The following is a 13,046-nucleotide window of genomic DNA, read 5'->3' as shown; positions in this document are numbered from 1 at the left end:
AAGGGAGACGGCCATGCGCCTCGAAGGAAAAGTTGCAGCGATCACGGGTGGCACTGCAGGGATCGGTCGCGGAATTGCCGAGGCCTTCCTCGCGGAAGGCGCCAAAGTCGCGCTGATGGCACGAAATGCCGAGAAGGCAGCAAAGGTGCTTGAGGAAATCGGTGCGGGAGACCGGGCGATCTTTATCGCCGGTGATGCGATGAGCCAGGACGATGTCGAAGGTTTTGTCGACAAGACGATCGAACATTTCGGAACACTCGATATCCTGGTCAACAACGCCGGCGGTGCGGGCGACCTCCAACCGCTCGTTGCGTTGAGCGACAAGACTTTCGACGACGCCATGAAATGGAACGTCTATTCCACGTTCTGGGCGTGCCGCCGCGCGCTACCGACAATGCTCGAGAAAAAGGACGGGCGGATCATCAACATCAGCTCGATGGAGGGCAAGCATGGCAAGCCCGTGCTGACCGCCTATTCAGCGGCCAAGCATGCCGTCAATGGCCTGACCAAGTCGGTTGCCCGTGAAGTCGGCGCCCAGGGCGTCACGGTCAACGCAATTTGCCCCGGGATCGTCATCACCGACATCATCCGCACCAACGGCCCCGAGACAGCCAAGGCGATGGGCATGGAGCTGGACGAGATGATCGAGCTGTTCGCCAGCGAATCGGCAATCAAGCGCCCCAACAAGGTGGAGGAAATCGCCGCTGTTGCTGTGCTCCTAGCCTCCAAGGAAGGTGCCGGGATCACCGGGGCAATGCTCAGCGTCGACGGGGGAACCGCGCAGTATTGATCTGCGGGCTAGGCCCCCTGCTTCGCCATTGCCGCGCCTACGGCTGCCTCGATGTCGCGCGCCTGCGGATTGCCGCGCAATTGCAGCCCGCCGTTCGCCTGGATGTTCTCGCCGGTAAGGAAACACTCATCGCTGCATAGCCAGAGCGCAGCGTTGGCCACGTCCTCTGACGTATTGAGCCGACCGAGCGGGTAACGCGGCAGGAAGGCATCGACCAGGCCCGGCACGGCAAACGACTGCTCGGTCATCGGAGAATGCGTGAACGCGGGCGAGATCGTGTTCGCCCGGATGCCGTACTGCCCGTAGTCGTTGGCAACGCAGCGGATCAGCGCCTCCGAGCCCGACTTGGTGCCGATATAGGCGGCGTGATTGTTGATCAGCGCCTTGGTGGTAGCCGACGAGGTCGAGATGATCGAGCCTCCCGGCGGATCCTGCTCCATCATCTGCTTCACGAACGCTTCCAGGAAGAAGTGCACGCCCTTGAACTGGAGCGCGACGATCGCGTCGAGTTCCTCTTCGGTGGTCTCGAGGAGTGGCTTGAGGAGGCCCCAGCCAGTGGTATTGATCGCGGCATCGACCCGCCCGAGTTCTGCAGCCGCCTTGCTGGCAAGCGCCATCACCTGGTCGCGGCTGGTGATATCGCAGAGTGCATAGACGCCGCCGATCTCCTCGGCGCATTCCTTCAGCGCGGCTTCCTTGCGGCCGGCGACCATCACTTTCGCGCCTTCGCGGGCGAACTTCCGGGCGATGGTCTGGCCCATGTTGTCCTTCGATGCCGCCCCCAGGATTACCGCGGTTTTGCCTTCCAGCCTGCCCATCGCTCTCGCTCCTCTAGTCCTCGTGGCAGTCAGGGGTAGCGCCTTCTGCGGCGCAGCGCCCTTGGCAAAAGTAACGATTGTCGGACGCGCGCCGGACGGGCGATAGGGCGTGCAACAGACAAACGAAGGAGAGGCGCGATGTTTTCAGGACCGCTGGCCGACCGACAGGAAATCACCGAGCTCAACGGGGTATATGCCGACGGCGTAGTGCGCAGCGATGCCGCGACGTGGGGTACCGTGTGGGCCGAAGACGCTACGTGGGACTTCTTCGGGCAGACATTTGCCGGTCGCGATGCAATCGTCGCGTTCTGGGAACAGGCCATGAGCGGGATCGAGGCGGTCAGCTTCCACTGCGTGCCGTGCATGATCGCCGTCACCGGCGACACTGCCACCGCGCGCGTCCAGACACAGGAATTCCTCCACATGAAGGACGGTGTCACCCGCGCCGTGGGCGGGATGTACGAAGATCGATTGGCGAAGATCGACGGCCAGTGGCAGTTCACCCACCGTGCGTTCCGCATCGTCGCCGAATACAACCCCAAGGGAGAGTGAGAATGGCCAAGGTAGTAATTTCCGCGCAGATCGACGTCGATCCGGCGCGCCGGGCCGAAGCGCTCACTTCGGGCAAGAAGTGGATCGACGCCGCGCTCGAGCAACCCGGCTGCCTGCGCTACGACTGGAGCGCGGACGGCAACGACCCGGCCCGCGTGAATGTGTTCGAGGAATGGACCAGCGAGGAAGCCCTCGCCAGCCACTTTGCCGGACCTGCATATGCCGGGATGCGCGACCACATCGGCAATTTCGGGATCACCGGCGCGGTCAGCGCAAAATACCGCGTATCCGCCGAAGCGCCGGTTTACGGTCCGGACGGACAGGCGACTCCCAGCTTCGACGTCTGATCGCGGATTAAAGCTCGAGCAACTGCTTGCCGCGGTTGGCGCCGGTAAACAGGCGCTTGAGCGTCGCCGGCGCGTTTTCGAAACCGTGCTGGATGTCTTCCTGGTAAGCGAGCTTGCCTTCCTTCACGAAGCCTTCCAGCCGCTTGCGGATTGCAGGGAATTCGCTTGTCCAGTCGATCACGATGAACCCGGCCATGCTGGCACGGCGGAAGATCAGGTTGAAGTAGTTCTTCGGCCCGGCCGGCAGGTTGCCGGTTTCGTATCGGCTGATCCCGCCGCAGATGACCACCCGCGCACCGGTCGCGATGTTGGCGAGCATATCGTCGAGGATCGCTCCGCCGACGTTGTCGTAAACCACGTCCGCGCCGCGTGGGCAGTGCTCCTTGATCTGGCGCCGGACATTGTCCGCCTTGTAGTCGATCGCTGCGTCGTAGCCGGCTTCCTTGACCAGCCACTCGCATTTTTCCGGCCCTCCGGCGATACCGACTGCACGGCACCCGGCGATCTTGGCCAGCTGGCCGACGACCGATCCGGTCGCCCCTGCAGCGCCGGAAACCAGCACGGTATCACCCGCCATCGGCCGGCCCACCTTGAACAGCCCGCAATAGGCGGTGAGCCCGGTCGTCCCGAGAACCGAGAGCATCGTCGTGGGAGAAAGGCTGGTCTCGATCTTGGTAAGCTCCGCGCCATCGGAAAGGTGATGTTCGGTCCACCCGGTCGAACCCATCACGAGATCGCCGGTTGAAAATTTCGGATTGTTGCTGGCGATCACTTCGCTGATCGCGCTGCCCCGCATCACATCGCCGATCTCCATCGGGGCGACATAGTCGGCGATGTTTTCCATCCAGCCCTTCTGCGCCGGATCGAACCCGAGCCACCGGGTCTTGAGGAGCACTTCGCCCGCGCCCGGATCGGCGATCTCGGTCTCGACCAGCTTGAAGTCGCCATCTTCGATCCCCCTGCCGCGCGGATGGGCGTTGAGCAGGAACTGGCGGGTGGCTGTCGGCATTGTCGGTCTCCTGTGCAGTGGCTGCAGCATATGCCCTGCCCCCAAGCGCGGCGACCACGGGCAAAAGTGCCAGTCGCTCGCTCCGCTCCGGCTGCTAATTTGCGATGACTGAAGGAGTCCGCGCATGGCCGTGAGCACACACAAGACATTCTGCCGCTTCTGTCACGCCAACTGTGCGATGATCGCCGAGGTCGAGAACGGCAAGGTCATCTCGGTTCGGGGCGATCCCGACGATCCCGAATTCGGTGGTTACACCTGCGTCAAGGGGCGGCAGCTGCCCGAATCCCACAACAGTCCCGACCGGCTGGTGCACAGCCTGGTGCGACGCGACGGGGAATTCGTCGAGACCCCGATGGACGAAGCGCTCGCCTTCGTCGGCGACAAGCTGAAAGACATTATCGCAAAGCACGGACCACACTCGGTGGCTCTCTTCTTTGGCTCCGGGGGTTTCCAGAACAGTGCCGGGATGGCCGCCGCGCTGGCGCTGTGCCAGGCAATCGGCACCCGCAACTACTACACCAGCGTGACGCTCGACCAGCCGGCCAAGGTCTTCACCACCGCGCGCTACGGCAAATGGATGGGCGGGACGAACACGTTCTCCGAAGCCGACGTCACGTTCCTCATCGGCAACAACCCGATGGTCTCACATTATTCGCCCGCAGGCGGCGTGCCGCCGTTTTCGCCCTCGCGGCGGATTCGCGACCGCAAGGCCGCAGGCATGAAGCTGATCGTCGCCGATCCGCGCGTCAGCGATGCGGGCGCACTGGCTGACATTTACTTGCCTGTGAAGCCGGGCGAGGACCCTGCGCTGCTCGCGGGAATGCTCAACGTCATTATCGAAGAACAGCTCTACGACCGCAATTTCGTGTCGGCCCATGTCGATGGCTTCGAGCAGCTGGCCGAGGCGGTTGCGCCGTTCACACCCGCTGTTGCCGCGGAACGGGCGGGGGTGGAGAAGGACAGCCTGGTTGCCGCAGCGCGGATGTTCGCGAAGGCGGAAAAGGGTTGTGCGGTAACCGGAACCGGGCCGGAAATGGCCGGCAACGGTACGCTGACCGAATACCTCGTGAGCGCACTCAATATCCTTTGCGCACGGTTCACGCAGGAGGGCGAAAAGGCCAGTATTCCAGGGGTCTATACCGTCCAAACGCCGCGCAGGGCGCAAGTCGCACCGCCGACGCCGATGTTCGGCGAAGGTTTCGCCAAATCGCGCTTCCGCGGGCTCGGCGTGCTCGGCTTCGAGATGCCGTGCAACGTCCTCGCCGACGAAATCCTCACCCCCGGCGAAGGGCAGGTACGAGCGCTGATTTCGGTCGGCGGCAATCCCGAGATCGCCTTCCCCAACCAGATGAAGATGCGCCGCGCGCTCGACGATCTCGAATTGTTCGTCCAGGTCGATCCGTGGATGTCGGCCAGCGCCAAAAGGGCCGATGTCGTGCTCGCCCCCAAGCAGTGCCTCGAGCGGGAAGACATCACCAGCTTGTCCGAATGGTGGCACGAGCGCCCTTATGCCCGCTACACCGAAGCGCTGGCGGAAGCGCCCGGCGATACGATCGACGAATACGAGATGATGTGGCACCTCGCCAAGCATCTCGGCCTGACACTGACGTTGGCGGGTGGTGAAGTCCCGATGGAAAAATGCCCCGACAAGCAGACGTTCCTCGACCTGATGACCGCTGGCTGCATGGTCCCGCCCAGCCAGGTCCGCCAGGATTCGAAGGCGGGAGAGGCGGTGGTTTACGACGCCCTTCACCCCATCGTCGGTCCACCCGACGAGAACGAGACACACCGATTCAATCTGACGATCGGCGATATGCCGCACCACCTGACCGAATACGGCAAAGACCGGCCGGCAAGCGAGGGGTTTGCCTTCAAGCTGATTTCCCGCCGGTCCAAGACCCGGTTCAATTCGATCGGGCACCCGCTCAAGGCCTTGCAGGCCAAGACTACGACCAACCCGGCCTATATCAATCCGGAAGACATGGCAGAGCTTGGCATCGCCGATGGCGAGATCGTCGAGATTTCCAGCCCCCACGCCACGATCCACGGTGTAGCCAAGGCAAGCGACAAGGTGCGCCGAGGCCTCGTTTCGATGGCGCACGCCTATGGCGACAGCGAAGCGGGCAAGCACAATGTGCGCGAGATCGGCGGTTCGACCAATCGGTTGACCAGCGATGAAGTGGATTTCGATCCGATCACTGGCCAGGCGCTGCAAAGCGCCATCCCGGTAAAGGTAGCAGCGGCATGAGCGAGAACCGGCGCTTCGTCCTTCGTCGTCGCCCGAACGGCGAGCCCGTGCCCGAGGATTTCGAGCTGGTCACCGAGCCGGTGCCCGGGATCGGTGAAGGCCAGTTCCTGATCCGCAACCACTACGCTTCGCTCGATCCGGCGATGCGCGGGTGGATGGACGATGCAGAAAGCTACATGCCGCCGATCCCGCTCGGCGATCCGGTCCGCGCCAGCACCATCGGCGTCGTGGCCGAAAGCAAGGCCGAAGGATTCGAACCCGGCCAGTGGGTAATGGGGCTCAATGCGATCGAGGACTATTCGGTGGGCGCGGTCGGCGGCTTTACCCAGCCGATCGATCCGCAGGTGGTGCCCTCGGTCACCAACTATCTTTCGCTGTTCGGCGCGGTCGGGATGACCGCCTATTTCGGTCTGTTCGAGGTCTGCAAGCCGAGGGAGGATGGCACGGTGCTCGTGACCGGTGCGGCCGGGGCGGTCGGCTCTATCGTCGGCCAGCTTGCAAAGATCCGCGGCTGTCGCGCGGTCGGCATCGCCGGCGATCCCGAAAAATGTCGCCGGTTGACCGAGCGCTACGGTTTCGACGCTGCCATCGACTATCGCGGCAAGGACGAGGAAGCACTCACCGCTGCAATCGCCGAAGCTGCGCCCGACGGTGTCGACGTGATCTTCGAAAACGTTGGCGGGGTCATCCTCGATGCGGGGCTCAACTCGCTCAATATGCACGCGCGCGTCGGGCTTTGCGGTCTGATCAGCGAGTACAATTCGACCGATCGCGTGGGTGCGCGAAACTTGTGGCAGCTGATCGTCAAGCGAGCCTCGATCACCGGGTTGCTGGTAGCCGACTATGTCGCAAGGTTTCCCGAGGGCGCCGAGCAAATGGGCAAATGGGCGAGCGAAGGACGGATCGTAATCGACGAACATATCGATGAGGGAATCGAAAACGCCTACGGCGCATTCATGCGGCTGTTCAGCGGCAGTAACCAGGGCAAGATGATCCTCAAGATCGCCTGATGACCCGCTCGCTTGCAGTCCTGACCGGTGGGCATCCGTTCGACGAAGATGCGTTCGATGCGCTATTGGGCAGGCTCGGCGACTGGTCGATCACGCACCTGCATCACCCGGAGGCCGAGCAGGCGGTTGCCGAAGGTGCGATCGACAGCGCGGACGCCGTTCTGTTTTATGATATGCCGGGCTACGACTTCGATACGGGCGTCGCCATCGCCAGGCCGCCGTCGCCTGAATTTCGCGAGCGCTTGCGCGCCCGTTTTACCAGCGGCCGCGGTGCGGTTGCCATGCATCATGCGATCGCCGGCTGGGCCGCATGGCCCGAATGGAGTGAGTGGATCGGCGGTCGCTTCCTCTACACGCCCGGTACCGTCCGCGGCGTTGCAAAGCCCGATTCCGGGTATCGCCACGACGTCGAATACACGGCGGAAGTGGTCGCTCAGCACCCCGTCACCGACGGATTACCCGACCAGTTCGAGATGTGCGACGAGCTGTACCTGGCAGAAATCTTTGAGGGCGATGTCGAACCGCTTGTCCGGGCACGGCACAGCTTTACCCGCGACAACTTCTATTCGGCGAAACTCGCGGTGGCCGGAAAGATGTTTTCCAACGAAGGTTGGGACCATGACGAGGGCAGCAACCTCGTTGCGTGGGCCAGCAGGGCAATTGCCGCGCCGCTGATCTATCTGCAGTTCGGCGACGGGCCCGCTGCCTATGAAAATCCTGCCGTCCTGAAGATTCTTGCCAATGCGCTCGAATTCGTCGCGAGCCCGCCCAAAACCTAACAAATTCACGCATCGCGCACAGCGGTCGGCAGGCTAAAACAGAAATGAAAGTGCCGATGGGAGCGCCCACTTGAACAAGCCGATCGATCAAGCGAATTTCTTCGTCCCGGAGACGTTGACCAATCCGTTCGACTATTACCGGGCGGCGCACGCGGAAGGTCTTGCCATCCGCCATTTCCCCGAAATGAACACCTACCTCGTGCTGTCGTACGACCTGTGCTCAGAAGCGACCGCCAAGCCGGACATCTTCTCCAACGACTTCGGCTCATTGATGGGTGCCGACGACGAGGAGATCCAGGCGATCCTGGCAGAAGGATGGGACAACCCGCCGACCTTGCTCACTGCCGACTCGCCGGTCCACACCCGCAACCGCAAGCTCGTCAACCTTGCGTTTTCGGCTCCACGCGTGAACGCAATCGAGGCGGACATGCGCGCCAAGTCGATAGAACTCATCGAGGCGATGGCTGACAAAGGTGAATGCGATTTCGTCGAGGAGTTCGCAATTCCACTGCCGGTAGCGATGATCGCCCAGCAAATCGGGCTCGATAACGATCCGAGACAGGTAAAGTACTGGTCGGACGCCGCCGTCGACCGGTTCAGCCAATTGGTAGACCGCGAGCGCGAACTCGAGTGCGCGCGTAGCTTTGTGGAATACCAGAAATATATGAAGGGACTGATCGACGACCGCCGCGCCAACGGCGGCGACGACCTGCTGACGGACCTGGTCGAAGCCCGGGTCGAAGGCGAAACGCCGCTGACCGACGAAGAGATCATTTCGATCATGCAGCAATTCATGGTCGCAGGAAACGAAACCACCACGTCGACTCTGGCCGGGTGCCTGCTGCAACTGATCCGGAACCCCGACCAGATGGAGAAGGCCAAGGCGGCTGCCGGAGGGCGCAACCCCAAGCTGATCCAGAACATGGTCGAAGAGGCGCTTCGGTACGAAACGCCGAGCGCCGGCATGTGGCGTCTGGTCAAGGAAGATACCGAACTTGGCGGGGTTTCGATCCCGGCTGGGGCGATGCTCCAGTTGCGCTACGCTTCGGCCAATCGCGATCCGAGCAAGTTCGAAAACCCTGACAAGTTCGACGTCGAACGCACCAATGCCCGCGCCCATATCGCCTTCGGCAAAGGGCCACACATGTGCGTCGGCAACATGCTCAGCCGCAAGGAGATGTTCGTCGCGTTCGACGAGTTGCTGGAACGGCTCGACGGCTTCGAAGTGGCCGATGAGGACGGCATAAAGGTGCTACCGAACGTGCTCCTGCGCGGCGTCACCCGGTTGCCGATCCGCTTCAGGCGCGCCGCATGAATTTTGACCTGTCAGACGATCAGCAGCTGTTTCGAAGTACGGTCGAAAAATTCGTCGGAACCTTCGATACGGCTGCACGTCACCGCCTGCGCGAGAGCGCGCACGGATACGATCTTGAGCGTTGGCGTTCTCTTGCCGGCCTGGGACTGATCGGTTCGTGCGTTCCCGAGGATTGCGGTGGCATGGGCAGTTCGCTGGGCGATCTCGCGGTCGTGGGCGAGACCCTCGGTCGCACCATCAGCGCCGATCCCTGGCTCGAGAACGGCTTCCTCCCGGCCAGGTCGCTGGCCAACGCAGGCGACAAGGAACTTCTGCCGTCGGTTATCGACGGATCGAAGGTGGTCGCCGCGGCGCTCGCCGAGCGCGCGATGCGCTACAGCCTCACTCCCTCCGCCACGAAGGCGATTGCCGATGGCAACGGGTTCCGGCTGTCGGGCGAAAAGACCTTCGTCCTGGGCGGAGCGATCGCCGATGCGTTCATCGTTTCGGCCGCATGCGCTGGCGAAACGGCGTATTTCCTGGTGCCCGCCGATGCTTCGGGCCTCGACATCCAGCCATACCGCCTGGTCGATGGCAGCGTTGCGGTCGAGCTGCGTTTCCACGCGACAGCAGTTCCGGCCGATGCACGACTGGCGATCGCGGCCGACCGGTTCGGGCAGACGATCACGTTGGTTCGGGTGCTGGCGTCTGCCGAGATGGTTGGCCTCGCCCAGCGGCTGTTCGACGATACCGTCGCCTATACCAAAGAGCGCGAGCAGTTTGGCGTGCCGATCGGCAGCTTCCAGGCGCTGCAGCATCGCATGGTCGAATGCTATGCCTCGCTCGAACAGGCACGCTCGATGCTGTGGCGCGTCGTGCTCGCGGACGATCAGGACACTAACGTATGGGCTGCCCAGGTCTCGGGTGCCAAGGCGTTCATTTCCGAGGTCGCGCTGAAAATCGGACGCGAGGCGGTCCAGATGCACGGCGGCATGGGCATTACCGACGAGCTGGCGATCGGCCATGCGTTCAAGCGCCTGCTCCTTCTCGAAAAGCTCTTCGGCGGCCGCGCCGAAGAACTCTCCCACTATGCAAGGGCTGCCTGATGACCGCGCTCGAACCGATTGCCGAGGACCTGTGGACCGACGAGCCCGAGCCGCGCCTGATCGCCGGGCAATTGCCCTCGGGCGAGATCGTATTCCCGATGCCGGTCGGCGATGCTGCAAAGGACGTGACTCCCTACCCGCTGCCGCGCAAGGGCACCCTATGGTCTTGGACCAGTCAGGAGTTCCGGCCCAAGACGCCCTACGAAGGCCCGGGTGAAGGCCCGCAGGACTTCGAACCCTACCTTCTCGGATACGTCGAAATCCCGGGCAAAGTGATCGTCGAAACCCGGATCGTCGACGCCACGCTGGACGACCTCAGCCTCGGCATGCCGATGGAATTCTGCATCGTCCCGTTCAACGATCGCCACAGCACATTCGCCTTCAGGCCGGACAAGAACTCATGAGAGACGTTTATATCATCGGTGCGGGGATCCATCCCTTCGGCAGGACAGACTCGCGCTCAGGGCGTGAACAGGGTGTATACGCGGTTCGCGAAGCGCTCGCCGATGCCGGCCTCGATTGGCCCGACATCGAATGCGCCTATGGCGGATCGGCAGCGGCGGGCTCGGCCGACGTGATGGTCAATGAACTCGGCCTCACCAGCCTGCCGTTCGTGAACGTCGCCAACGGCTGTGCCACCGGCGGCAGCGCGCTGGCCTCGGCGCAGATGGCGATCGCCTCGGAGGCCTACGACCTCGCGCTTGCCACCGGGTTCGACAAGCACCCGCGCGGTGCATTCAACGCCGATCCCAAGTCGTATGGCCTGCCAGAATGGTATGGCCAGACCGGGATGATGCTGACCACGCAGTTCTTCGCGCTCAAGATCCAGCGCTACATGCAGTTGCACGGGATTTCGCGCCTGACACTCGGGCGGGTGGCGGAAAAGGCTTTTCGCAACGGGTCGCTGGCCGACCACGCGTGGCGACGCAGCCCGATCGACATCGAGACGATCATGAACGCCCCGATGATCAACGATCCGCTGACCAAATACATGTTCTGCTCGCCAGCAGAAGGCGGGGTCGCGCTGATCCTCGCAAGCGAGAAGAAGATGCGCGAACTGGGGGCGGACGGAGTGAAGATCGCCAGCGTCGCGGTCCGCACGCGGCCACCGGACAGCTTCGAGGTGTTCCAGGCCGGGATCAGCGTGAAGGAAGGCGGCAAGCCGACCGTGCTCGCCTCGAAGGCGGCTTTCGAACAGGCCGGCATCGGCCCCGAAGACATCGACGTAGCACAGCTGCAGGACACCGAGTCCGGAGCCGAGATCATGCACATGGCGGAAAACGGTTTCTGCAAAGACGGCGAGCAGGAACAGTGGCTGGCCGAAGGCCGCACCGAGATCAATGGCAAGCTGCCTGTGAACACCGACGGCGGATGCCTCGCGTGCGGCGAACCGATCGGTGCCTCGGGCCTGCGCCAGGTCTACGAAAACGTCGTCCAGCTGCGCGGTCGCGGCGGCGAACGGCAAGTGCCCAACAATCCCAAGACAGCCTACAGCCATGTCTATGGCGCGCCGGGCCTGTCGGGCGTGGCAATCCTGCAGAGATAAGGAAACGCAATGGGACGAATGACAGGCAAGGTAGCTCTGGTCACCGGGGGCGCTGAAGGCATCGGCGCTGCGGTCGGGCGGCTGATCGTCGCCGAGGGCGGCAGCGTGATGCTTTGCGATGTGCAGATCGACAAGGCCAAGGCGCTGGCCGAGGAACTGGGCAGCAATGCCGACGCCTTCGAGCTCGACGTGCGCAATCTCGATCGCTGGCACGAAGCGGTCAAGGCAACGGTCGACCGGTTCGGCAAGATCACCGTGCTGTGCAACATCGCCGGTATTTCCGAACCCGGTAATGTCGTCGACGGCACGCTCGATACGTGGGAACGGACCGTCGACATCAATCTCAATGGCCCGTTCTATGGCTGCCGCGCTGCATTGCCGGTGATGGAAGCCAGCGGGGAACCGTGTGCCATCGTCAACATCGGGTCGATGATTGCACTGCGGCCCGCCGCGTTCGTCGCCGCTTACAGCGCGACCAAGGCCGGTGTGACCGCGCTGACCAAATCGATCGCGCTCGACTGCGCGGCGCGTGGGGTCCCGGTGCGTGCAAACACCGTCCACCCTGGTGCCATTCGCACCCCGATGTACAACCGCTACAAGTACTCGGGCATGGACACGCCGGAGAACATCGAGACCAACTTTGCCGCGACGCATCCGATGAACCGTATCGGCGAACCGGAGGAAGTCGCCCGCGCAGTGGTATTCCTTGCCAGCGATGAAGCGAGCTTCACGACGGGCGTCGATTTCACGGTCGACGGCGGCGGCGCGATCAGGGATTGAGGGGCTTACGCATGGGTGACCAACCCGCCAAGCGGATCGACGCACACTTCGTTGCTGCAGGCAAATACCACGACATCGACTACGCGCGGCTCGAGATCCTCAAACTGCTCGCGGACCATCCCGAGATCCGCACTACGGTCGCGTGCGACTATGCCGATACCGCGCGCCTCGACGCTTGCCGGTTCCTGATCACCTACACCTGCGACCTTATGCCTAGCCCGCAAGAGGCGAAGGCGATCAGGGCGTGGCTGGAAGCAGGCGGCAAGTGGCTCGCGCTCCACGGCACCAATTCGATCCTCGTGTTCACTGAAAGTGGCCTCGTCGACGCACCCGACGATCGGCCCGACGTGATGGAAATGCTCGGAACCCAGTTCAAGGCACACCCCCCGATCGGGCCGTTTACGGTCGAAGTGGTCAACCACAACCACGAACTGACTCGCGGGATCGAGGATTTCGAGGTTGTCGACGAGCTCTACCTGTCGAACACCAGCGCCCCGATCGACATCCTGTGCCAGACGAAGTTTTCCGGCGAAGCCACCGGATTCGTCGATGCCGAATGGAACGACGCGGTGGTGCCGATCGTCTACACGCGCGATATCGGCGAAGGGCGGATCGTCTACAACGCACTGGGGCATTGCCGGGGACACTATGACCTGCCGGGGATGCAGGACTTCTACCCACACCCGGAACGCTGCGCGTGGAATTACGAAGTCTACTACGACATGCTACGCCGGGGCATCGCCTGGGCGATGCGGGAAGAAAGCTAA

At 62.9% G+C, this 13,046-nt stretch carries 14 protein-coding genes; 12 read left to right on the top strand and 2 right to left on the bottom strand.

Annotated features, from left to right (window positions below; genetic code table 11):
- Window positions 1-13 precede the first annotated feature (13 nt).
- Window positions 14-790: an SDR family NAD(P)-dependent oxidoreductase gene (locus CJO11_RS10400; RefSeq protein WP_095012652.1), complete on the top strand. Its 777-nt coding sequence runs from the start codon at window positions 14-16 to the stop codon at window positions 788-790.
- A gap of 8 nt (window positions 791-798) precedes the next feature.
- On the opposite strand, the gene CJO11_RS10395 is transcribed toward CJO11_RS10400, so the two are convergent.
- Window positions 799-1,608: an SDR family NAD(P)-dependent oxidoreductase gene (locus CJO11_RS10395; RefSeq protein ID WP_095012651.1), complete on the bottom strand. Its 810-nt coding sequence runs from the start codon at window positions 1,606-1,608 to the stop codon at window positions 799-801.
- Window positions 1,609-1,746: 138 nt separating this feature from the next.
- Here CJO11_RS10395 and CJO11_RS10390 point away from each other — a divergent pair, with 138 nt between their 5' ends.
- Both CJO11_RS10390 and CJO11_RS10385 read left to right on the top strand, forming a co-directional pair.
- Complete coding sequence (locus tag CJO11_RS10390) at window positions 1,747-2,160, top strand: nuclear transport factor 2 family protein (RefSeq protein ID WP_095012650.1); 414 nt, start codon at window positions 1,747-1,749, stop codon at window positions 2,158-2,160.
- 2 nt (window positions 2,161-2,162) lie between these two features.
- Complete coding sequence (locus CJO11_RS10385) at window positions 2,163-2,507, top strand: putative quinol monooxygenase (RefSeq protein ID WP_095012649.1); 345 nt, start codon at window positions 2,163-2,165, stop codon at window positions 2,505-2,507.
- A gap of 7 nt (window positions 2,508-2,514) precedes the next feature.
- Here the strand turns inward: CJO11_RS10385 and CJO11_RS10380 are convergent, their stop codons facing one another.
- Window positions 2,515-3,516 carry an NADP-dependent oxidoreductase gene (locus tag CJO11_RS10380; RefSeq protein ID WP_095012648.1) on the bottom strand — a complete coding sequence of 334 codons (1,002 nt, stop codon included), beginning with the start codon at window positions 3,514-3,516 and terminating at the stop codon, window positions 2,515-2,517.
- A 124-nt stretch (window positions 3,517-3,640) separates the two neighbouring features.
- Here CJO11_RS10380 and CJO11_RS10375 point away from each other — a divergent pair, with 124 nt between their 5' ends.
- The 9 genes from CJO11_RS10375 (at window position 3,641) to CJO11_RS10335 (ending at window position 13,046) form a co-directional block, all read left to right on the top strand.
- The gene (locus CJO11_RS10375; protein ID WP_095012647.1) at window positions 3,641-5,764 is read left to right on the top strand and encodes a molybdopterin-containing oxidoreductase family protein; all 2,124 of its coding nucleotides are present in this window, start codon (window positions 3,641-3,643) and stop codon (window positions 5,762-5,764) included.
- A complete protein-coding gene (locus CJO11_RS10370; protein ID WP_095012646.1) occupies window positions 5,761-6,774 on the top strand; it encodes an NADP-dependent oxidoreductase in 1,014 nt (337 codons plus the stop codon). Before CJO11_RS10375 ends, CJO11_RS10370 begins: the two co-directional genes overlap by 4 nt.
- Window positions 6,774-7,553 (top strand): ThuA domain-containing protein, encoded by a 780-nt coding sequence (locus tag CJO11_RS10365; RefSeq protein ID WP_095012645.1) that lies wholly within the window; start codon window positions 6,774-6,776, stop codon window positions 7,551-7,553. Before CJO11_RS10370 ends, CJO11_RS10365 begins: the two co-directional genes overlap by 1 nt.
- A gap of 70 nt (window positions 7,554-7,623) precedes the next feature.
- A complete protein-coding gene (locus tag CJO11_RS10360; RefSeq protein ID WP_095012644.1) occupies window positions 7,624-8,868 on the top strand; it encodes a cytochrome P450 in 1,245 nt (414 codons plus the stop codon).
- On the top strand, window positions 8,865-9,953 hold the full coding sequence (locus CJO11_RS10355) for an acyl-CoA dehydrogenase family protein (RefSeq protein ID WP_095012643.1): 1,089 nt from the start codon (window positions 8,865-8,867) through the stop codon (window positions 9,951-9,953). Before CJO11_RS10360 ends, CJO11_RS10355 begins: the two co-directional genes overlap by 4 nt.
- A complete protein-coding gene (locus CJO11_RS10350) occupies window positions 9,953-10,357 on the top strand; it encodes a Zn-ribbon domain-containing OB-fold protein (protein ID WP_095012642.1) in 405 nt (134 codons plus the stop codon). The genes CJO11_RS10355 and CJO11_RS10350 overlap by 1 nt, the downstream gene beginning before the upstream one ends.
- Window positions 10,354-11,499: a thiolase family protein gene (locus CJO11_RS10345; RefSeq protein WP_095012641.1), complete on the top strand. Its 1,146-nt coding sequence runs from the start codon at window positions 10,354-10,356 to the stop codon at window positions 11,497-11,499. Before CJO11_RS10350 ends, CJO11_RS10345 begins: the two co-directional genes overlap by 4 nt.
- A gap of 9 nt (window positions 11,500-11,508) precedes the next feature.
- On the top strand, window positions 11,509-12,279 hold the full coding sequence (locus tag CJO11_RS10340; protein ID WP_240504447.1) for an SDR family NAD(P)-dependent oxidoreductase: 771 nt from the start codon (window positions 11,509-11,511) through the stop codon (window positions 12,277-12,279).
- 11 nt (window positions 12,280-12,290) lie between these two features.
- Window positions 12,291-13,046, top strand: a complete 756-nt coding sequence (locus tag CJO11_RS10335; protein WP_205651062.1) for a ThuA domain-containing protein — start codon at window positions 12,291-12,293, stop codon at window positions 13,044-13,046.

It is taken from the genome of Tsuneonella mangrovi (assembly GCF_002269345.1).
GTDB classification, from domain to species: domain Bacteria; phylum Pseudomonadota; class Alphaproteobacteria; order Sphingomonadales; family Sphingomonadaceae; genus Tsuneonella; species Tsuneonella mangrovi.
The sequence above is the reverse complement of the archived record's forward strand: the minus strand, read 5'-3'. Positions and strand labels throughout refer to the sequence as shown.

Excerpts from the sequence above, each read along its gene's own strand:
- CJO11_RS10400 (WP_095012652.1), top strand. The coding sequence starts at position 14 with ATGCGCCTCGAAGGAAAAGTTGCAGCGATCACGGGTGGCACTGCAGGG.
- CJO11_RS10395 (WP_095012651.1), bottom strand. The coding sequence starts at position 1,608 with ATGGGCAGGCTGGAAGGCAAAACCGCGGTAATCCTGGGGGCGGCATCG.
- CJO11_RS10390 (WP_095012650.1), top strand. The coding sequence starts at position 1,747 with ATGTTTTCAGGACCGCTGGCCGACCGACAGGAAATCACCGAGCTCAAC.
- CJO11_RS10385 (WP_095012649.1), top strand. The coding sequence starts at position 2,163 with ATGGCCAAGGTAGTAATTTCCGCGCAGATCGACGTCGATCCGGCGCGC.
- CJO11_RS10380 (WP_095012648.1), bottom strand. The coding sequence starts at position 3,516 with ATGCCGACAGCCACCCGCCAGTTCCTGCTCAACGCCCATCCGCGCGGC.
- CJO11_RS10375 (WP_095012647.1), top strand. The coding sequence starts at position 3,641 with ATGGCCGTGAGCACACACAAGACATTCTGCCGCTTCTGTCACGCCAAC.
- CJO11_RS10370 (WP_095012646.1), top strand. The coding sequence starts at position 5,761 with ATGAGCGAGAACCGGCGCTTCGTCCTTCGTCGTCGCCCGAACGGCGAG.
- CJO11_RS10365 (WP_095012645.1), top strand. The coding sequence starts at position 6,774 with ATGACCCGCTCGCTTGCAGTCCTGACCGGTGGGCATCCGTTCGACGAA.
- CJO11_RS10355 (WP_095012643.1), top strand. The coding sequence starts at position 8,865 with ATGAATTTTGACCTGTCAGACGATCAGCAGCTGTTTCGAAGTACGGTC.
- CJO11_RS10350 (WP_095012642.1), top strand. The coding sequence starts at position 9,953 with ATGACCGCGCTCGAACCGATTGCCGAGGACCTGTGGACCGACGAGCCC.
- CJO11_RS10345 (WP_095012641.1), top strand. The coding sequence starts at position 10,354 with ATGAGAGACGTTTATATCATCGGTGCGGGGATCCATCCCTTCGGCAGG.
- CJO11_RS10340 (WP_240504447.1), top strand. The coding sequence starts at position 11,509 with ATGGGACGAATGACAGGCAAGGTAGCTCTGGTCACCGGGGGCGCTGAA.
- CJO11_RS10335 (WP_205651062.1), top strand. The coding sequence starts at position 12,291 with ATGGGTGACCAACCCGCCAAGCGGATCGACGCACACTTCGTTGCTGCA.